At 65.1% G+C, this 18,692-nt stretch carries 17 protein-coding genes; 5 read left to right on the forward strand and 12 right to left on the reverse strand.

Annotated elements, in window-relative coordinates; all coding sequences use genetic code 11:
* Nucleotides 1–83 precede the first annotated feature (83 nt).
* Entirely contained in the window at nt 84–989 is a 906-nt protein-coding gene (locus tag AC5ZG5_RS37860) for an alpha/beta fold hydrolase (protein WP_456645897.1), read from the forward strand.
* Nucleotides 990–1,084: 95 nt separating this feature from the next.
* On the opposite strand, the gene AC5ZG5_RS37865 is transcribed toward AC5ZG5_RS37860, so the two are convergent.
* Nucleotides 1,085–1,543 (reverse strand): nucleoside deaminase, encoded by a 459-nt coding sequence (locus tag AC5ZG5_RS37865; RefSeq protein WP_035691530.1) that lies wholly within the window; start codon nt 1,541–1,543, stop codon nt 1,085–1,087.
* 124 nt (nt 1,544–1,667) lie between these two features.
* Here AC5ZG5_RS37865 and AC5ZG5_RS37870 point away from each other — a divergent pair, with 124 nt between their 5' ends.
* On the forward strand, nt 1,668–3,632 hold the full coding sequence (locus AC5ZG5_RS37870; RefSeq protein WP_456645898.1) for a pseudouridine synthase: 1,965 nt from the start codon (nt 1,668–1,670) through the stop codon (nt 3,630–3,632).
* 143 nt (nt 3,633–3,775) lie between these two features.
* Nucleotides 3,776–4,330, forward strand: a complete 555-nt coding sequence (gene rsmD / locus AC5ZG5_RS37875) for a 16S rRNA (guanine(966)-N(2))-methyltransferase RsmD (protein ID WP_456645899.1) — start codon at nt 3,776–3,778, stop codon at nt 4,328–4,330.
* A 96-nt stretch (nt 4,331–4,426) separates the two neighbouring features.
* Here the strand turns inward: rsmD and mutL are convergent, their stop codons facing one another.
* On the reverse strand, nt 4,427–6,241 hold the full coding sequence (mutL, locus tag AC5ZG5_RS37880) for a DNA mismatch repair endonuclease MutL (RefSeq protein ID WP_456645900.1): 1,815 nt from the start codon (nt 6,239–6,241) through the stop codon (nt 4,427–4,429).
* A gap of 216 nt (nt 6,242–6,457) precedes the next feature.
* Here mutL and AC5ZG5_RS37885 point away from each other — a divergent pair, with 216 nt between their 5' ends.
* Nucleotides 6,458–6,769: a ribbon-helix-helix domain-containing protein gene (locus AC5ZG5_RS37885; protein WP_028163938.1), complete on the forward strand. Its 312-nt coding sequence runs from the start codon at nt 6,458–6,460 to the stop codon at nt 6,767–6,769.
* A 183-nt stretch (nt 6,770–6,952) separates the two neighbouring features.
* Here the strand turns inward: AC5ZG5_RS37885 and AC5ZG5_RS37890 are convergent, their stop codons facing one another.
* The 4 genes from AC5ZG5_RS37890 to AC5ZG5_RS37905 form a co-directional block, all read right to left on the reverse strand.
* Complete coding sequence (locus tag AC5ZG5_RS37890) at nt 6,953–8,521, reverse strand: GMC family oxidoreductase (protein ID WP_130230609.1); 1,569 nt, start codon at nt 8,519–8,521, stop codon at nt 6,953–6,955.
* A 101-nt stretch (nt 8,522–8,622) separates the two neighbouring features.
* Entirely contained in the window at nt 8,623–9,171 is a 549-nt protein-coding gene (locus AC5ZG5_RS37895) for a gluconate 2-dehydrogenase subunit 3 family protein (RefSeq protein WP_456645901.1), read from the reverse strand.
* A 51-nt stretch (nt 9,172–9,222) separates the two neighbouring features.
* A complete protein-coding gene (locus AC5ZG5_RS37900) occupies nt 9,223–9,618 on the reverse strand; it encodes a VOC family protein (RefSeq protein ID WP_456645902.1) in 396 nt (131 codons plus the stop codon).
* Nucleotides 9,619–9,939: a c-type cytochrome gene (locus AC5ZG5_RS37905; protein ID WP_130230615.1), complete on the reverse strand. Its 321-nt coding sequence runs from the start codon at nt 9,937–9,939 to the stop codon at nt 9,619–9,621.
* A gap of 401 nt (nt 9,940–10,340) precedes the next feature.
* Between AC5ZG5_RS37905 and AC5ZG5_RS37910 the strand changes: the two genes are divergently transcribed.
* Complete coding sequence (locus tag AC5ZG5_RS37910; protein WP_028163933.1) at nt 10,341–10,640, forward strand: hypothetical protein; 300 nt, start codon at nt 10,341–10,343, stop codon at nt 10,638–10,640.
* A gap of 135 nt (nt 10,641–10,775) precedes the next feature.
* Here the strand turns inward: AC5ZG5_RS37910 and arfB are convergent, their stop codons facing one another.
* The 6 genes from arfB to ileS form a co-directional block, all read right to left on the reverse strand.
* On the reverse strand, nt 10,776–11,195 hold the full coding sequence (gene arfB, locus AC5ZG5_RS37915) for an alternative ribosome rescue aminoacyl-tRNA hydrolase ArfB (protein WP_028163932.1): 420 nt from the start codon (nt 11,193–11,195) through the stop codon (nt 10,776–10,778).
* 224 nt (nt 11,196–11,419) lie between these two features.
* Nucleotides 11,420–12,784 (reverse strand): M16 family metallopeptidase, encoded by a 1,365-nt coding sequence (locus tag AC5ZG5_RS37920; protein WP_456645917.1) that lies wholly within the window; start codon nt 12,782–12,784, stop codon nt 11,420–11,422.
* A gap of 59 nt (nt 12,785–12,843) precedes the next feature.
* Nucleotides 12,844–14,232, reverse strand: a complete 1,389-nt coding sequence (locus AC5ZG5_RS37925; RefSeq protein WP_208823716.1) for a M16 family metallopeptidase — start codon at nt 14,230–14,232, stop codon at nt 12,844–12,846.
* A 103-nt stretch (nt 14,233–14,335) separates the two neighbouring features.
* Nucleotides 14,336–15,061 (reverse strand): hypothetical protein, encoded by a 726-nt coding sequence (locus tag AC5ZG5_RS37930; protein ID WP_456645903.1) that lies wholly within the window; start codon nt 15,059–15,061, stop codon nt 14,336–14,338.
* Between the two features lie 101 nt (nt 15,062–15,162).
* On the reverse strand, nt 15,163–15,660 hold the full coding sequence (lspA, locus tag AC5ZG5_RS37935; RefSeq protein WP_028163929.1) for a signal peptidase II: 498 nt from the start codon (nt 15,658–15,660) through the stop codon (nt 15,163–15,165).
* Between the two features lie 8 nt (nt 15,661–15,668).
* Nucleotides 15,669–18,668, reverse strand: a complete 3,000-nt coding sequence (gene ileS / locus AC5ZG5_RS37940; protein ID WP_456645904.1) for an isoleucine--tRNA ligase — start codon at nt 18,666–18,668, stop codon at nt 15,669–15,671.
* Nucleotides 18,669–18,692 lie beyond the last annotated feature (24 nt).

Consider the following 18,692-nt stretch of genomic DNA (forward strand, 5'->3'; position numbering starts at 1 on the left):
CGTATCCATCTTCAAAGAATCTCTTGGTAGGATGGATTGCCGGGTCAGGCCCGGCAATGACACCGCCGCAGGAGTGTTCGCGAATGTCCGATCTCGCCGATCTGTTTCCCGGTTATGCCTCTGAATGGATCAATACGTCCTCCGGCCGCATCTTCGCGCGCGTCGGCGGCAAGGGGCCGCCGCTGCTGCTGCTCCATGGGTTTTCGTCCACGCATGTGATGTGGCATTCGGTGGCGCCAAAGCTCGACGACAGGTTCACGCTGATCATCGCCGACCTGCCGGGCTATGGCTGGTCCGACATGCCTGACAGCGACAAGGACCACACGCCCTATACCAAGCGTGCGATGGCGAAGACGCTGATCGAGGCGATGGAGAAGCTCGGCCATGTGCATTTCGCGCTTGCCGGCCACGACCGCGGCGGCCGCGTCTCCTATCGGCTGGCGCTCGACCATCCGGGCCGGCTATCGAAGCTCGCGGTGCTCGATATCCTGCCGACCTATAATTACTGGGAGCGCATCAACCGGCTCTATGCGCTGAAGATCTATCACTGGACCTTCCTGGCGCAGCCGGCCCCGTTTCCGGAGACGCTGATCCTGGGCGCGCCGGATTTCTTCCTGAAGCACAAGATGGCGAGCCAGACCAAATCGAAAACGCTGGATGCCATCGATCCGCGCGCGCTGGAGCATTATCTGGCGCCGTTCCGCGATCCCTCGCGCGTGCATGCGATGTGCGAGGATTACCGCGCCGGTGCTTATGCCGATTACGAGATCGACAAGGCGGACTTCGAGGCGGGCAAGAAGATCACGATCCCGATGCTGGCGCTGTGGGGCGATGCCGGGATCGCGAGTGCCGCGGCGACGCCGCTCGACACCTGGAAGCAGTGGGCGACCAATGTCAGCGGAGCGCCCGTCGATTCCGGGCATTTCCTGACCGAGGAGAATCCGGAGGCGACGGCAAAATTGCTGCGGGAGTTTTTCCTGGCGGGGTGATCGTCATTGCGAGGAGCGAAGCGACGAAGCAATCCATGCCTCAGCAAGTGGCGGCATGGATTGCTTCGCTCCGCTCGCAATGACGGGCGGGCCCGCTACCGCCGCTCCCGAAAGAACTCCCGCAGCAGCGCCGCCGCCTCTCGCTCGCCGATGGCGGGATAGATTTCCGGCCGGTGGTGGCAGGTGGGCTGCGAGAAGAACCGCACGCCGGATTCGACGGCGCCGCCCTTGGGGTCGGCCGCGCCGTAATAGAGCCGGCGGATGCGGGCGAACGAGATCGCGGCGGCGCACATGGTGCAGGGCTCGAGCGTGACATAGAGGTCGCAATCCACCAATCGCTCGGTGCCGATCGCCTCGGCGGCCTGCCGGATCGCCAAAATCTCGGCATGCGCGGTCGGGTCGCGGTCGGTGAGGGTCCGGTTGCCGGCGGTGGCGATCACGTCGTAGCCTCGCACGATCACGCAGCCGATCGGAACTTCGCCGGCGTTTCCGGCGTTTTTGGCGGTTTTCAGCGCCAAATCCATGAAAGAAGGGGCAGTCATGCCTCGTATCATCGCAAGAAACCTGCTACTAGCTGCGCCTTCAGCAACAGTGGACACCCGGCTTTGCAAGAGATGCGGCCCGATAGCGGCGCACGCAAATGCCTTTTTGACCGACATTTGAGAAGCGAGACCTTTCATGCCCCGCGACCGCGACAAACACAACGACTCCCCGCGCGGCCGGCGGGACCGGCCCCCCGGCAAGAGCCGTTCCGGCGCGGCGCGCGGGCCGGAGAAAAAGTTCGCTAAGCGCGGCTATGGGCGGGACCGGGACGAGGGTGAGAAGCGTTCGTTTGGCGGCAAGCGCGAGGATCGCCCGTTCCGCCGCCGCGAGGAGGGCGATGCGCCGCGCCGCGAGTTTGGCGATCGACCGCGCTTCAAGCGCGACGACCGCCCGCGCGAGGATCGCGGCGAGCGCACCTTCAAGCCGCGCGGCGATCGTCCGAAATTCGGTCGCGATGATCGCGCGCCGCGCGATGATGCCCGACCGGCCGGCCGCTTTTCGGACCGGAAGTTCGGCGACAGGAAGCCATACGCTTCACGCGACCGCGACGGCGAGAAGCGACCGTTCCGCGAGCGCGGTGAGGGTCCTCGCGGCGAACGCTCATTTGGCGAGCGTTCCGAGAGAAAATTTGGTGGCGACAAGAAATTCTCCCGCGGCGGGGATCGCAAGAGCGACCGCGGACCGCGCAAGGATTTCGGCGATCGTCCGCCGCGTGGCGAGTCCAAGCCGTGGGAGAAGCGCGAGCGCGATTTCGACCGGCCGAAGTTCGACAAGCCGCGCTATGACCGGCCGCGCGACGATCGTGGCGGCGACGAGCGCCCGCGCTTTTCGCGCTCGCGCGACGACCGTCAGCAGGGCGATCGTCCATTCCGTGAGCGGCCGAAATGCGATCGCCCGCGCGAGCGCGATGATCGCAAGTTCGATCGTCGCAGCGAGCGCCCCGAGGGGCGGACCGATTGGCAGGAGCATCCGCGCAGCGAAGGCCGTTTCGGCGATCGTCCGCGCCGCGACAATGAGGATGACAGCAAGATCTTTGCGAAGCGCCCGGCCTTCGGCGGCCGCGGCGCCTATCGCGAACGTCCGGCGGACTTCGAGAGGCGGCCGCGTCCGGAGCCGAAGCCGAAAAAGTCCGGCGAGCGGATTGCAAAAGTGCTGGCGCGTGCCGGCCTGGCCTCACGCCGCGATGCCGAGGAGATGGTGACGCAGGGCCGCGTCACCGTGAACGGCCGCGTCATCAATTCGCCGGCCCTCGACGTCACCGCGAACGATGTCGTCGCCGTCGACGGCAAGCCGTTGCCGCCGCGCGAGCGGACGCGATTGTTCATGTATCACAAGCCACGCGGCCTGATGACGACCCATGACGATCCCGAAGGGCGTCCGACCGTGTTCGACAATCTGCCCGAAGGCCTGCCGCGGCTGATCAGCGTCGGCCGGCTCGATTTCAACACCGAGGGATTGCTGCTGCTCACCAATGACGGCGGGCTCGCGCGCGTGCTCGAACTGCCCGACACCGGCTGGCTGCGCCGCTATCGCGTCCGCGCCCATGGCGAGGTCACGCAGGCGCAGCTCGATGAACTGAAGAAGGGCGTCGAGGTCGAGGGCGTCAAATACGGTCCGATCGAGGCGACGCTGGAGCGCGACCAGGGCTCGAACGTCTGGCTGGTGTTCGCGATCCGCGAGGGCAAGAACCGCGAGGTGCGCAATGTGATGGCGCATCTCGGCCTCGAGGTGAACCGGCTGATCCGGATCTCCTACGGTCCGTTCCAGCTCGGCGAGCTCGAGGAAGGCAAGGTCGATGAGGTCAAGACACGGGTGCTGCGCGAGCAGCTCGGCGAGAAGGTCGCCAAGCTTGCGGGCGCCGACTTCGCCCGGCCAGAGCACCATGCCGGCGGTGACGACGATGCGCTACGTGACAGGAAGCCGCCCAAAAGCAAGCGCGCGGTGATTGCCGACAGCAAGGGCCACCGCGTGCTGGTGCAGCGCTCCGGCAGCGAGGAGGCGCGCATTCGTAACGAGGAAGAGAATGCCGGCTACGGCCCGCCGCGCCGCGTCAAGCGCGCCTATCACGGCAAGCGCGACTTCAAGCCGAAGGACGAGTAGGCGGGCCGATGCGTAGCGGCAATCGGTCCGCTCTCAGTGCTTCGTCATGGCCGGGCTTGACCCGGCCATCCACGGCTTTCTCGCGCCGCGGACTGAAGCACGTGGATGCCCGGGTCGAGCCCGGGCATGACGGAGAGTTGTGAATGCGCGTCGTCGGGGGACGATTGAAGGGCCGCAACCTGGCCGCGCCATCTTCACGCGACATCCGTCCGACCGCGGATCGATTGCGCGAGTCCGTGTTCAACATCCTCGTCCACGCCTATGACGATCCGATCGAGGGCGCGCGCGTGCTCGACCTCTTCGCCGGCACCGGCGCGCTCGGCATCGAGGCGGTGTCGCGCGGCGCGAAGTTCGCGCTGTTCGTCGATAACGGCGCCGAAGCCCGCGCGCTGCTGCGTAACAATGTGGAGTCGCTGGGCCTCGGCGGCGTGACAAAAGTATTCCGCCGCGACGCCACCAATCTCGGGCCTGCGCATCCCGTCGAACCGTTCTCGCTGGTGTTCCTCGATCCGCCCTACGGCAAGGGACTGGCGGAGAAGGCGCTGGCGTCCTTACGCGACGGTGCGTGGCTGACGCCGGGCGCGCTGCTGGTGGTGGAAGAGGCGAAAGCCGCCGCGCTCGCTGCGCCGGATGGTTTCGAGGAATTGGAGCGCCGCGCCTACGACGACACCGAGTTCGTGTTCTTGAAGGTGCCGTAGGGTTGGCAAAGCGAAGCGTGCCCACCATTGCGAGCGCAGTGCTGATGGTGGGCACGGCGCAAGCGCGCCTTTGCCCACCCTACCGCATCTCACGCCTCATCTTCTGCCGAACAGCTTCTCGATATCCGACAATTTCAATTCCACATAGGTCGGCCGGCCGTGGTTGCACTGGCCGGAGTTCGGCGTATCTTCCATCTCGCGGAGCAGCGCGTTCATCTCTTCCGGCTTGAGGCGGCGGCCGGCGCGGACCGAGCCGTGGCAGGCCATGGTGGCGGCGACATGCATCAGGCGTCGCTCGAGCGGCAGCGCCTCGTCCCATTCGGCCATGTGCTCGGCGAGGTCGCGCAAGAGCCCGGCCGCGTTGGCCTTGCCGAGCAGCGACGGCGTCTCGCGCACCGCGACCGCGCCGGGGCCGAAGGACTCGATCGCAAGCCCGTAACTGGCAAGCTCCTCGGCGCGATCGAGCAGCTTCTCGACGGTGGATTCATCGAGCTCGACGATTTCAGGAATCAGCAGGATCTGCCGCTGCACGCCGTTTTTGGCCAGCGACGCCTTCAGCCTTTCATAGACGATGCGTTCATGGGCGGCGTGCTGATCCACCACGACGAGCCCGTCGCGGGTCTGCGAGACGATGTAGGTCTCGTGGATCTGCGTGCGCGCTGCGCCAAGCGGGCGATCGAGCAGGTCGGCCGCCGGCTGCGCCTCGAAGCGGACATCGGCGGTCGGCGTGCCGACGTCGAAGGCGGCCTGGCCAGGTTCGGCCAACGCGTTCGCGGCCGCGCCGTCGAATGAAGGCATCGGCCGCACCGGATAGGCCGGCGACTGGCGCCAATCCCAATTGCTCGGCCGTGGCGGCGCGAACGAGGGACGGAAGGCGGAGAGCGCCGCGCCGTCAGTATTGGCCGCGGTGCGCCGTCCCTCGCGCCCGAGGCCTTCTTTGAGCGCATGCACGATCAGGGCGCGGACGAGGCCGGCATTGCGGAAGCGCACCTCGGTCTTGGCCGGATGCACATTGGCGTCGACCTCCTGCGGCGGCAGCGTGACGAACAGCGCCACCACCGGATGGCGGTCGCGCGGCAGGTAGTCGGCATAGGCCGCGCGCACCGCGCCCAGGATCAGCTTGTCGCGCACCGGGCGACCGTTGACGAACAGGTACTGCCCAAGCGCATTCGCCCGCGTCAGCGAGGGCGCGGCGGCAAAGCCTTCGATCACGACGCCCTCGCGCTCGGCGCGGACCTCAATGGCGCATCCGCGGAAATCGCTCCCCAGGATATCACCGAGCCGCGTCAGCCGTCCGGGGGCGCCGGGCAGTGCCGCAGCCCAGGTCACGGGCGCGCGCTCCTCGCCGGCGAGGGTGAAGGCGATGTCGGGCCGCGCCATCGCCAGCCGCCGCACCACCTCGCGGATCGCTTCCGCTTCGGTGCGGTCGGTCTTGAGGAATTTCAGCCGCGCCGGCGTCGCATAGAAGAGATCGCCGACCTCGACGCGGGTGCCCTGACCGAGCGCCGCGGGCATGATCTCGGACTTCGCGCCGGCTTCGACCGAGAGCGACCATGCATGCGGCTCGCTCGCATGTCGCGTCACGATGTTGAGCCTTGCCACCGCGCCGATCGAAGGCAGCGCCTCGCCGCGGAACCCCAGCGTCCGGATCCGCAGCAGGTCCTCGTCGTCGAGTTTTGAGGTGGCATGGCGGTCGACCGCAAGCGCGAGGTCGGCGCGGGTCATGCCGCCGCCGTCGTCGGTGATGCCGATCCGCCGCCGCCCGCCGCCATCGGTAAAGATGTCGATCCGGCTGGCGCCGGCATCGATCGCATTCTCCACCAGTTCCTTGACCACGCTCGCGGGACGCTCGACCACCTCGCCGGCGGCGATGCGATTGACGACCTGTTCGGGAAGCTGACGGACGGGCATGGCGTGGGATCGATTCGGGTTAAGGCCGCATTCTAGGCGGGCGCCGCAGCAAATGCATGCGCCCGGTCCGGAAATCCACGCCGCGCTGGGGACGGGACCTGCCTATCGTCTTGAAGAGACTGGCATTCGCTGGACGCTGCCTGTGCAGCGCAGGATTGTCGGGTTGTGCGGCCGGGTATATCGTTTAGAAAAATTATAATCTGGCAGGAGGATTCCATGTGCCATTTGTTCGCCCATCAGCCGCAACGCGACTACGAATCGCAGACCAGATCGCTGCGACTTGGCGGCCATTGCACCTCGATCCGGCTGGAACTGGCATTCTGGGACACACTGGAAGAGATCGCGGCGAAGGAGGGGATGAGCCTGGCGAAATTCCTCACCACGCTGCACAACGAGGTTCTCGACCATCACGGCGAGGTCAGCAATTTCGCCTCGCTGCTGCGCTGCTCCTGCCTGATCTATCGCTCCAAGAGCGCGGCCTCGCCCGAGTTGCGCGACAGGCCCGCCATTCTCGACGCCGCGGAGTAGGGCGGCTCCCTCTCCCGCTTGCGGGAGAGGGCTGGGGTGAGGGTGTCTCTACGATGGGACTAGCCGTGGGGAGAGAGCCCCCACCCGCCGCGCTCAGGCGCGCAAGAGCGCTGCCGAGCGCGTCGGCCTCCCCCGCAAGCGGGAGAGGCGGAGCGAGTGCGCGGTTGGAGCGATTCGTCCAACCTAAATCTCCTTCCGCTGCATCGCGCCGGCAATATGGTCCGCCTGCCGGATCGCGAGCGACACGATCGTCAGGGTCGGGTTGCACGCCGCACCGCTGGTGAACTGGCTGCCATCCGAGACGAAGAGGTTCTTGATGTCGTGGGTCTGGCCGTATTTGTTCACCACGCCATCTTTCGCCTTCTCGCTCATCCGGTTGGTGCCGAGATTGTGCGTGCTCGGGTAGGGCGGTGTCGGATAGGTGACGGTGGCGCCGACCGCCTCGTAGACCGCGGCACCCTGCTTGTAGGCATGGGCGCGCATCGCGAGATCGTTCGGATGATCGTCGAAATGCACGCTCGCGACCGGCATGCCGAACTTGTCCTTCGCCTTGGGATCAAGCGTGACACGGTTGGTCTCCTGCGCCATGTCCTCGCCGACCAGCCACATGCCGGCCATCCGTGGATAGCCTTCCATCGCACTGGTGAACGGGCGTCCCCATGCGCCGGGACTGAGGAAGGCAGCCATGAATGGCAGGCCGAGCGACAGCGTCTCCATCTCATAGCCGCCGACGAAGCCGCGTGAGGGATCGTTCTTGGCCTCGTCGCGGATGATGCCGGCCATCGTGGTGCCGCGATACATGTGCACCGATTTCTCGAAGGTCGCATACACGCTGCCAGTCATGTGCCGCATGTAGTTGCGGCCGACCTGGCCGGACGAGTTGGCGAGCCCATCCGGGAACATGTTCGAGGCGCTGTTGAGCAGCAGCCGCGGGCTCTCGATCGAATTGCCGGCGACCGCGACCACGCGGGCCTTCTGGCGCTGCATCGCGCCGCTTTCGTCGGCATAGACCACGCCGGTCACCTTGCCGGATTGATCGTGCTCGATTTTGATCACCATGCTGCCCGGGCGCACTTCGAGATTGCCTGTGGCTTCGCCCTTCGGGATTTCGGTGTAAAGCGTCGACCATTTCGCGCCCGACTTGCAGCCCTGGAAGCAGAAGCCGATCTGCTGGCAGGAGCCGCGGCCGTCACGCGGTTCGCTGTTGATCGCCATGTTGCCGGTGTGCACGGTCTTGTAGCCGAGCTTCCTGGCGCCGGCCTCCAGCACCTTGAAATTGTTGTTGCCGGGCAGGCCCGGAATGCCGTTGGTCCGCGTCACGCCCATCTTGTTCTCGGCCTTGGCGTAATACGGCTCCATCTCGGCGAGCGTGATCGGCCAGTCCAGCAGATTGGCGCCGGGGATGCCGCCATAGGTGCTCTTGACCTTGAATTCGTGCTCGTCGAAACGGAGAGAGGCGCCGGCCCAGTGCGTGGTCGAGCCGCCCACCGCCTTCACGATCCACGCCGGCAGATTCGGAAAGTCCTTGGCAACGCGCCAGCTTCCCGACGTCGTGCGCATGTCCGACCAGGCGAGCTGCGCAAAGCTGTCCCACTCGTCGTTGATGAAGTCCTGGTTCTCGATGCGCGGTCCGGCTTCGAGGATGACGACCTTCACGCCCTTCTGCGCCAGCTCATTGCCGAGCGTTCCACCGCCCGCGCCGGAGCCCACGATCACCACCACGCCACTGTCATTGAGATCGAATTTTGCCATGTGATCCTCCCAGAGCGTTACTTTGTTTTGAGCATGATCTCCGCGCAAACGCTTCGCGTTTGTCGCAGGGAAAACCGGTACCCACTTTTCCGGATCATGCTCTAAGCTTTCGGGAGCCAGTCGATGTCGGCGAAGCCGCGCTTTATGTAGCCGCCATGTTCGGCGGACGAGCCCTCATAACCGAACTTCGGCCAGACCTCTTTCTGGTTGTAGAGCGAGACGACGAGATCGCCGCGGATCTTCTGGAAGAATGCGCTTTGCTCGATCCCTTGCAACAGCACCACGCGGTCAGCTTCCCAGGGCACCTGGACGTAGGGGACCTTGTGGCGGTCGTTGGCCTCCTGGTCCAGTCTGACGACTCCCTCGTTGATCAGCGACTTGATCGCGGGATCCTTGGCCGCCTTGCCGTCCCAGGGCTTGATCGCGATGATGTAATAGCTGTCACCCAGGAAATCGTGCGGATAGATGTCGCGCGCCATCTTCACCAGTGTCTTCAAGGTCGCCGGCGTCAGCGTGGTGGCGTCATCGGCCCAGGCATCGCTGATGGTCAGTCCCGCGCTGGTGGCAATGGCGACGGTCGGTACCGCCGTCGCCGCGCCCTTCAGGAAGACGCGGCGATCATATTTGCTTCGACGATCGACTTCTCTCATGGGTTTCCTCCGTGGAATGTTTTGTCATTGTTGATTGCTTGTTATTGGGAATTATCCGAAGCGGCCGCCGCGCTGGATCACCTCGATCTTGTAGCCATCGGGATCGGCGACGAAGAAGAAGCGCGCCAGCGTCTTGCCGTCATGCTTGAAATCGCGCAGCGGTCCCGGCGCGAGCTTCTCCCGCTCGAACCGCGCATGCTCGGCATCGACATCGTCGACGATCACAGCGAGATGGCCGTAGCCGTCGCCGAGCGTATAGGGCTCCTTGCGGTCGAAATTGACGGTCAGCTCGACCTCGAAGGGGGAGGACGGGTGGCGCAGGTAGATCAGCGCGAAATCGTCAAACTTGAGATGATCGGCGACCTTAAGGCCGAAGGCGCGCGCGTAGAAATCGAGCGACTTCGCCTCGTCGAGCACGCGGATCATCGAGTGAACGGGTTTTGCCATTCAGTTGAGCTCCTTCAGATAGGCGATGATGGCGGCGCGGGTCTCCGGTTTGGCCTGGCGATAGGCCATGATGGAGCCGGGGATCATCGCCTGCGGGTTGGTGAGCCAGGCGTCGAGCCTGGCGTCGTCCCAGATGAAATCGGCTTGCGCGAAGCCGGACGAATAGTGAAAGCCCTCGGCCTTGCCCGCGGGGCGGCCGACGATCTTGAACAGAGGCGGGCCTTGGCGGACCGGATCGGACAGGTTCGTGGTGTGGCAGGTCCCGCATTGCTGCTTGAACAGCGCAGCACCATCGGGCGGCTTGGCGGCAGGCAATGGCATCTGCGCAGCCGCGATCGTGGCGAGCAACGCACTGCAACATCCAAGCCCGATTGCTGCCGTTGCGCGTAACCTTCTCATCCACATCACCGCCTGTACGCGGTAACTCTAGGTCGCGCACGAAAGGTGGTGGTAGTAGCGGGCTGTTTCACCGCAGAACAAAACGCGTCGATGACCTGCGGCTAGGAAAATCGTGCCGGCCAAACCGCTTGATGCCGCCGCATATGTGAAGCGCAATTTCGCGAAATTGCCCCGAAATCCCTGCACGATCTCCACACGACGCAGATTGCATGGCGCACGCGTCGTTTGCGAGACGTTCAATCCGCGTGAAGGGGAGACCGGCGCAGCAGGCGGCGTATGGAACCGCCGAACCTTCCCGCACGAACAAAATCCAGGAGCAATGGATGAAGCTAGCGAAAACCTCTGTGATTGCGCTTGCCCTCTCGGCCGCACTTGTCGGCCCTGTCCTTGCGCAAGGTGCTGCCACCGGCGGCACGATCCGCGGCGGCGCGCAGGAAAGGGGCGCGGCGCCGGGTGGGATGACGGGCAGCGGCGATGAGGAGATGAACGCGCAGACGGCCGCTCCGACCGGAAAGGCCGGCGCGAAGGCCGGCGCTAAGGGCACGGTGGGCGCCGGCGCCGGATCTGGAGCGCACAAAGGCACGGCAACGGAGCCCGCTGCTCCCGGCAGCAAGCGCTACTAGCGCGAACTCTTCACCTCTCCCGCTTGCGGGAGAGGCATAGGCCGCCTTCGGCGGCCGTTCTCCCAGTGCGGAGACACCTCACCCCAACCCTCTCCCGCAAGCGGGAGAGGGAGCGCAGCATCCGCGCGTTTGGCATCAATCCTCAAACCCTCTTGCGCCGCGCCGTGCCTTGATGTCGCCGCGGCGCTTCTTGCCTTCCAGGCGCCGCTGCTTGGAGCCGAGCGTCGGCTTGGTCGGTCGGCGCGGGGTTGGCCGAACCATGGCTTCGCGCAACAACTCGAGCAGGCGCTCAATCGCGTCGGCGCGATTGCGCTCCTGGGTGCGGAAGCGCTGGGCGTGGATCACGATCACACCATCCTTGGTCATGCGCTGGCCGGCCAATCGGACCAGCCGCGCCCGGACATCCTCGGCGAGCGCGATCTTGTGCGTGTCGAGGCGTAGCTGCGCCGCAGTCGCGAGCTTGTTGACGTTCTGCCCGCCCGGACCCGAGGCGCGCACGAAACCGATCTCGATATCGTTCTCGTCAATGAAGAGGTCGCGGGCAACCCGCAGCATGGCATCACCGGTGGTCGATCAGAGCGAAGCTCTAAGGGAATCGTCCACCGCACCATAGCGGTTTTCCCATGCACATGCTCCGCGAGCACAGACCCTCATCCTGAGGAGGCCGCGTCTCGAAGGATGGCCGCGGGCGAGACCGGGGCCTCATGGTTCGAGACGGCGCTACGCGCCTCCTCACCATGAGGGACGGATAGTGTAGCTCGCGGGGCGAGCAGCCCGACTCAGTTCGGCGCGGACGGCTTTGCGGCTGACGGCGCGGCGGCAGGTGGGCTTGCGGCCGGCGGCGTTGCGGCTGATGGCGCGCTGGCCGGTTGGGCCGCGGCCTGCGGGGTGCGGCCGACAACGACCGTGAGCAGGCCCTGGCCCCAGAGCCGCTGCGACACCTTCCTGGCGTCGTCCAGCGTCACCGCGTCGACGATGGCGTTGCGCTTCTCGATGTAGTCGATCGGCAGCTTGTCGGTCTGATACTGCAGCATCGCCTGCGCGAGCTTCGAGGAGGTATCGAGCGCCAGCATCTGCGAACCCTTCAAATACGACTTGGCCTCGTCGAGCTCCTTCTGGGTCGGGCCCTCCTCGGCCATGCGGCGGACTTCCTTCTCGATCGCGTCCACCGTTTCGCCGGCGCGATCGGCGCGGGTGCCGGTATTGCCGATGAACAGCGAGGAGTGCTCCATCCAGACCAGCGCTCCATAGACGGAATAAGCCAGCCCGCGCTTCTCGCGCACTTCGCGGTAAAGCCGCGAGGACAATCCGCCGCCGCCGAGGATGTGGTTGACGACGTAGCCCGGCATGAAGTCTGGCTCGTTGCGGCGGATGCCGGGGCCGCCGAAGGTCACGACCGTTTGCGGCACGTCGAGCGGAATGAGGGTGCGCTGCGGCGGCTTGGCCGCGACGACGTCGGCGACCGGCGTGAGCGTGGCCTTGGCCGGCAGCCCGCCAAAGGTCTTGTCGAGCAATTTGCCGAGCGTGTCCGGATCGACATCGCCGACCACGGCGACCTTGAGCGTGTCCTTGGCGAGGACCCGGCGGACATAGTCCTTGAGCTCGGCGATCTCGATCGTCGGCACGCTCTCGAGCGTGCCCTGGGCTCCCCGGCCGTAGGGATGGTCGCCGAACGCGACTTCGAGGAATTTGCGGCCTGCAAGCGAACTCGGGTTGGTGGATTCGCGGCGCAGGTTGGACAGCACCTGCGCGCGGATGCGCTCGACATCGCTCGGCTCGAAGCGCGGCGAGGTCAGCGCCGTGCGCAAGAGGTCGAAGGCCTCGTCCTTGTTGTCCTTGAGCATGCGCAGCGAGCCGCGGAAATTGTCGCGCTGCGAGGAAAAGCTCAATTCGATGGCGCGGCGATCGAGCCGCTCGTGGAAGGTCTTGGAATCGAGATCGCCGGAACCTTCGTCGAGCAGGTCGCCGACCAGATTGCCGACGCCGGGCTTGGCGGCGGGATCCTGGCTGGCGCCGCCACCGAAGGCGTATTCCATCGCGATCAGCGGCACGGTCGAATCCTGCACGAACCAGGCCTCGATGCCGCCGGGCGATACAAGACGCTGGATCTTGGTTGCGGCCTGCGACGGGCGCGATGCGAGCATCGTCGTCAGCGCGAGCGCGCTGCCGCCGACGAGGACCGAACGCCGAGTGAGAGAATAAGTCACGAGCGCTTCTCCTCGCGTTTGGGCGCAGTATCCTTGATCAAGTAACCGGTCACGGAACGCTTCTTGTCGAGCCAGTTTTGCGCGGCTTCGCGGACCTGTTCGGCGGTGACGGCGCGGATGCGCTCGGGCCAGCTCCTGATATCGTCGACACTCAAACCCGTGGTGAGCGCGCCGCCATACCAGCGTGCCAGCGTCGCCTGGTTATCCTGCGCGTAGATCGATTCCGCGATCAACTGGGTCTTCACGCGCTCGAGGTCCTCGGCGCGCGGCGGGTTCTGCGCGATATCGGCAATGACCTTGTCGATCGCGTCCTCGATCTGCGCGAACTCGACGCCAGGCTTCGGTGTTGCGGCGATGATGAACTGCGAGGGATCGAGCGCGGTGCCCTGGTAATTGGCGCCGGTCGAGATCGCGAGCTGACGGTCGATCACCAGCGAGCGGTAGAGGTAGGAATTGGCGCCGCCGCCCATCAGTTGCGCGAGCACGTCGAGCGCGGGGCTTTCACCGACCGCCGCCGTGGCGGCCGACGGGACGAGGTAATAGCGGCGCATGGTCGGCTGCTCGACGCGTGGATCGGCCAGCGTCACCGTGCGCGGCGAGACCGGCGTCGGTTCCTGCGGCCGCAGCCGCTTTGCGGGGATCGAGGATTGCGCAGGAATGTCGGCGAAATTCTTCTCCACCATCGGGCGGATCTCGCTCGCGTCGACGTCGCCGGCGATGATCAGGATCGCGTTGTTGGGCGCATAGAAGCGCTTGTAGAAGGCGAGCGCGTCCTCGCGGTCGAGCTTTTCGATTTCCTGGTGCCAGCCGATCACCGGACGGCCATAGGGATGGTTGAGATAGAGCGCCGCCATGATCTGCTCGGTGAGCCGCGCATCCGGATTGTTGGCGACGCGCATGTTGTATTCTTCCAGCACGACATCGCGCTCCGGCAGCACGTTCTCGTCCTGCAGGATCAGGCCGGTCATCCGGTCGGCCTCGAATTCCATCATCTTGCCGAGCTGCTCGCGCGGCACGCGCTGGAAATAGCCGGTGTAGTCGGTGGAGGTGAAGGCGTTCTCATTGCCGCCGACCCGCAGCACCGTCTGGGAGAATTCGCCGGCCGGATGCTTGGCGGTTCCCTTGAACATCAGGTGTTCGAGGAAATGCGCCAATCCCGATTTGCCGGGGGTCTCGTCGGCGGAACCGACCCTGTACCACATCATCTGCGTCACGACCGGAGTGCGGTGATCGGGGATCACCACCACCTGCAGGCCGTTGTTCAGCGTGAAGCTCGCAGGGCGTTCCGAGGTGACCGTGGTCTGGGCAATGGCGCTGGAGGCGGAAAGGGAGGCCGTCGAAAGCAATCCGGCAAGAAGCGAAACCACAAGGCGGTGCTGGGACATCAGGACCTATCTAAAAAACCCGGAGCAAGATTGCTCCGGGTATGACAGCATCATAGGCTGCGCTCAAATCTGTTATCGTCACGAAGGCGAGAGACGAGATTAATTAATCGCCATACTTGCCCTGCGACGGGTTGTATTCCTTGTTGAGCGATTCCTTCGGCCCGGTGCCATAGGCATAGTTCGGCGATGGCGTCTGGTAGCCGGGCGGCGGCTGGGTCAGGGATTCCCGGTTCGGCTCGCCCTTGAAGGGGGCGGTCTCCGTCTTGGCGCCGCCGAACAGCCCGCTGAAGCCGCCCTTATAGCCGAGCTGGTCCGGCGAGAGGATCGCGTTGGCGCCGGGGTTGCCGCCGGGCTGGTCGACCGACTCGCCGCCGCTGGACTTCTTGTCGCTCTTCTGAGCGAGCTCGCTCGGCGTCAGGATGCGGCTGGCTTCGCGCGGATCCTTGTTGGTGTTCTTCCGCGCCGCGATTGCCGCCTTGCGGCGCGCCTCGTCGGGATCCTTCGGCCAATTCGGCACCTTGGCCTCGGCGGAAGCCGCCGGCGCGGGCAGGTTGAGGTTGGGGGGCACGACCAGCGGCGAGCGCTCGCGGTAGTCGATGCCGCGGTTTTCCATGTTGGTGCCGCCGAGGCCCTTCATGATGCCTTCGATGACCTTCTCTTCGAAGGTCTTGTCATCCTCGTCGTCCCCGTCATCGCCGGCCCGCACAGGACCTGCGGCCATCACGAGGCCGATGCCGAGGGCGACCGCGGAGAGCCGCAATCCATGCATCAGCGCTTTCCAGGAAGTCGAGCTATCGGCTTGTGGAGCGTTGGCTTCAGTGTGGCGCATCGCGCTCTTCCCCACTCTTTAAATTCGCTAGGGTGATCACCGGCTTAGGCACGGTTCCGCCCTTGAAATCCTACCCGCTAGCAGAGCCGTATCGGCCGCGATCAGGGCGCTTTTGCGGCGGGGACCCCCAGGAAGGAATCATACAATAGTGCGGCTACCCCGACAACGATCGCCACGTCCGCGAGGTTAAAGACGTACCAATTGAGGGTTTTTTCCCCGATCTGGATATGAAACAGGGCGAAATCGACCACCGCGCCATAGGCGAAGCGGTCGATGGCGTTGCCGATCGCGCCGCCGATGATCAGCCCGAGCGCAATTGTCGCAAGCAGGGTCCGCGAGTACGCCATCCAGATCGCCAGCGCCACCACCGCGATCGCCTTGACCGCCATCAGCACGAGCTGCGCCGCCGGGCTGTTGCTCTGGAACCAGCCGAAGCTGATCCCGACGTTCCATGCTAGCACCAGGTCGAAGAACGGCGTCACCTTCACCACGCCGCGCCCGGGGAGGTCGAACACGAACAGCAGCCAGAGCTTCGATGCTTGGTCGAGGATCAGCGTGATGACCGCCGCGATGATGCCGGCGCGCACGGGAGGGGTCATGCGGGCAGTTACACGGCTACCCCGAGCGCCTTCCACTCCCGCAACGCCTGCGCGTCGCGCGGGGAGACGTCGGGATATTCGGCATCCTCGCCGACGGTGGGCAGGATCTTCCACGAGCGCGCGCATTTGCGGCCGACCGCTTTCTCCACCACCACCGCAACGCCCGGCACCTCGTTGAGGCGGAATGCATGCTCCGGCGCGTCCTGGTTGGTCACCATCGCGTTCGATGTGATGCAGACTTCCGCAAGATCGACGTTGAACAGCGTGTCGAGCATCTCCTGGTCGGAGACGTAGACCAGCGGCGAGGCTTCCAGCGAGGAGCCGATGTTCTTGGCCGCACGCTCGATCTCGAGCGCGCCGGTGACGACGCGCCTGATGTCGCGGACGGTCTCCCATTTGGTGGCCAGCCGCTCGTCGCGGAATTTCTCCAGCCCCTCGGGGAACAGCGTCAGGTGCACGGACGGCTCCGCGTCCGGCCGGTACATCCGCCACGCCTCGTCGGCGGTGAAGCTCAGCACCGGCGCCAGCCATTTCAGGACCGCATCGCAGATCATGTCGATCGTGGTCAGCGCCGCCTTGCGCGCGACCGAGGACGGCGGATCGCAATAGAGCGTGTCCTTGCGGATGTCGAAATAGAAAGCCGACAATTCCGTGTTCATGAACGTCGCAAGGCTCGCGACCACGGTCTTGTAGTCGAATTCGGCGTAGGCCTTGCGGATGATCGCGGCCTGGCCGGCCAGCTCATGCAGCATCAGCCGCTCGAGCTCGGGCATCTCGCCATAGGCGACCTTCTCGCTGGGCTTGAAGTGATGCAGCGTGCCGAGCATCCAGCGCACCGTGTTGCGCAGCTTGCGATAGGTCTCGATGGTGTTCTTCAGGATTTCCGGGCCGATGCGCTGGTCGTCGGAATAGTCGGTCGCGCAGACCCACAGCCGCAGGATGTCGGCGCCGGAATCCTTGATCACCTTCTGCGGCTCGACGGTGTTGCCGAGCGATTTCGACATCTTGCGGCCGTTCTCGTCCAGCGTGAAGCCGTGGGTCAACACGACGTCATACGGCGCACGGCCGCGGGTGCCGCAGCTCTCCAGCAGCGAGGAATGAAACCAGCCGCGATGCTGGTCGCTTCCTTCCAGATACATCACGGTGTCGTCGCCGCCCTCGATCTTGCGCTTGATGCCGGCAAGCCCCGGGAAGTGCACGGGGTCTTCCAGCACGAAGGCGTGCGTCGAGCCGGAGTCGAACCAGACGTCCAGGATGTCGTCGACCTTCTTCCAATCCTCATTGGCGAGCGAGCCGAGAAAGCGCTCGCGCGCGCCATTGGCGTACCAGGCGTCGGCGCCTTCCTGCTCGAATGCGTCTGCAATGCGTTTGTTGACCGCCTCGTCCCGCAGGATCTCGGCCGAGCCGTCGCCCTTCTCGCGCACGAACACGGCGATCGGCACGCCCCAGGCGCGCTGGCGCGAGATCACCCAGTCGGGGCGGTTTGCGATCATGCCGTTGATGCGGTTCTGGCCCGACGGCGGCACCCATTGCGTCACCGAGATCGCCTGCAGCGCGCGGGCGCGCAGCGTATCCCCTGGCTTCGCCTTGCCGTCCGCTGCGATGTCCTTATCCATCGCGATGAACCATTGCGGCGTGTTGCGGAAGATCACCGGCTTCTTCGAGCGCCAGGAATGCGGATATTGGTGTTTCAGCCGCCCGCGCGCGAGCAGCATGCCGCGCTCGATCAGGGCCTTGATCACGGCCTCGTTGGCGTCGCCCTTCTCGCCCTTGTCGTTGATCACGCGCTTGCCCTCGAAGCCCGGAGCCTGATGCGTGAAGGCGCCGTTCTCGTCGACGGTATAGGGGATCGTGGGGTTGATGCCGCGGCTTTCCAGTTCGCGCGCATTCGCGGTCCAGACGTCGAAGTCCTCGCGGCCATGGCCGGGCGCGGTGTGCACGAAGCCGGTGCCGGTGTCGTCGGTGACGTGATCGCCCGGGAGCAGCGGGACCGTGAATTCATAGCCGCCCGCGAGACCCTTGAGGGGATGCGCGGTCTCCACCGCGTCGAGCGTATCGCCCGGCAGATCGCGCACCTTCTCGTAAGCGGTAACGCGCGCCTGCTTGAAGACGCTTTCCGCGAGCGCATCCGCCAGGATCAGGAGATCACCCGCCTTCGCCCAATTGTCGGCAGGCGCATCGGTGACCTCATAGAGGCCATAGGCGATCTTCGGCGAGAAGCTGATGGCGCGGTTGCCGGGCAGCGTCCATGGCGTCGTGGTCCAGATCACGATGCTCGCCTTCGCCAAGACGCCATGCGCGGGCGAGGTGACTGGAAATTTCACCCACACCGTGTCTGAGGTGTAGTCCTCGTACTCGACTTCGGCTTCCGCCAGCGCGGTCTTCTCCACCACGCTCCACATCACCGGCTTGGAGCCGCGATAGAGCGTGCCGTTGGCCGCGAACTTCATCAATTCGCGCGCGATCTGCGCCTCGGCGGGATAGGTCATGGTCTCATAAGGATGATCCCAGTCGCCGATCACACCTAGCCGCTTGAACTCCTCGCGCTGCACGTTGATCCAGTGCGTCGCATAGGCGCGGCACTCTTTCCGGAACGCCACCATCGCCGCGGAGTCGCGGAAATCCGGCTTCTGCTTGCCCTTGCGGCGGTAGTTCTCCTCCTCGATCTTCCACTCGATCGGCAGGCCGTGGCAGTCCCAGCCCGGCACGTAGTTGGAATCGAAGCCCAGCATCTGCTGGCTCTTGGTCACCACGTCCTTCAGGATCTTGTTCAGCGCGTGCCCGATATGGATGTTGCCGTTGGCATAGGGCGGGCCGTCATGCAGGACGAATTTGGCGCGTCCTTTGGCGGATTGGCGCAGCCTGTCGTAGAGATCGATCTCGTTCCAATATTTGAGGATTTCCGGCTCGCGCTGGGGCAGGCCGGCGCGCATCGGGAATTCGGTCTGCGGCAGGAACAGGGTCTTGGAATAGTCGTTGGCGTCGGACTTTTGCGGCTTTTCGGACATCGGACCAGGTTTGACTAGGATGGG

It is taken from the genome of Bradyrhizobium sp. Ses1 (assembly GCF_059512365.1).

Excerpts from the sequence above, each read along its gene's own strand:
- AC5ZG5_RS37910 (WP_028163933.1), top strand. The coding sequence starts at position 10,341 with ATGAAGCTAGCGAAAACCTCTGTGATTGCGCTTGCCCTCTCGGCCGCA.
- rsmD (WP_456645899.1), top strand. The coding sequence starts at position 3,776 with ATGCGCGTCGTCGGGGGACGATTGAAGGGCCGCAACCTGGCCGCGCCA.
- AC5ZG5_RS37930 (WP_456645903.1), bottom strand. The coding sequence starts at position 15,061 with ATGCGCCACACTGAAGCCAACGCTCCACAAGCCGATAGCTCGACTTCC.
- AC5ZG5_RS37895 (WP_456645901.1), bottom strand. The coding sequence starts at position 9,171 with ATGAGAGAAGTCGATCGTCGAAGCAAATATGATCGCCGCGTCTTCCTG.
- mutL (WP_456645900.1), bottom strand. The coding sequence starts at position 6,241 with ATGCCCGTCCGTCAGCTTCCCGAACAGGTCGTCAATCGCATCGCCGCC.
- AC5ZG5_RS37890 (WP_130230609.1), bottom strand. The coding sequence starts at position 8,521 with ATGGCAAAATTCGATCTCAATGACAGTGGCGTGGTGGTGATCGTGGGC.
- AC5ZG5_RS37905 (WP_130230615.1), bottom strand. The coding sequence starts at position 9,939 with ATGCCATTGCCTGCCGCCAAGCCGCCCGATGGTGCTGCGCTGTTCAAG.
- AC5ZG5_RS37885 (WP_028163938.1), top strand. The coding sequence starts at position 6,458 with ATGTGCCATTTGTTCGCCCATCAGCCGCAACGCGACTACGAATCGCAG.
- AC5ZG5_RS37860 (WP_456645897.1), top strand. The coding sequence starts at position 84 with ATGTCCGATCTCGCCGATCTGTTTCCCGGTTATGCCTCTGAATGGATC.
- AC5ZG5_RS37865 (WP_035691530.1), bottom strand. The coding sequence starts at position 1,543 with ATGATACGAGGCATGACTGCCCCTTCTTTCATGGATTTGGCGCTGAAA.
- AC5ZG5_RS37870 (WP_456645898.1), top strand. The coding sequence starts at position 1,668 with ATGCCCCGCGACCGCGACAAACACAACGACTCCCCGCGCGGCCGGCGG.
- lspA (WP_028163929.1), bottom strand. The coding sequence starts at position 15,660 with ATGACCCCTCCCGTGCGCGCCGGCATCATCGCGGCGGTCATCACGCTG.
- ileS (WP_456645904.1), bottom strand. The coding sequence starts at position 18,668 with ATGTCCGAAAAGCCGCAAAAGTCCGACGCCAACGACTATTCCAAGACC.
- AC5ZG5_RS37900 (WP_456645902.1), bottom strand. The coding sequence starts at position 9,618 with ATGGCAAAACCCGTTCACTCGATGATCCGCGTGCTCGACGAGGCGAAG.
- arfB (WP_028163932.1), bottom strand. The coding sequence starts at position 11,195 with ATGCTGCGGGTTGCCCGCGACCTCTTCATTGACGAGAACGATATCGAG.
- AC5ZG5_RS37925 (WP_208823716.1), bottom strand. The coding sequence starts at position 14,232 with ATGTCCCAGCACCGCCTTGTGGTTTCGCTTCTTGCCGGATTGCTTTCG.
- AC5ZG5_RS37920 (WP_456645917.1), bottom strand. The coding sequence starts at position 12,784 with ATGCTCGCATCGCGCCCGTCGCAGGCCGCAACCAAGATCCAGCGTCTT.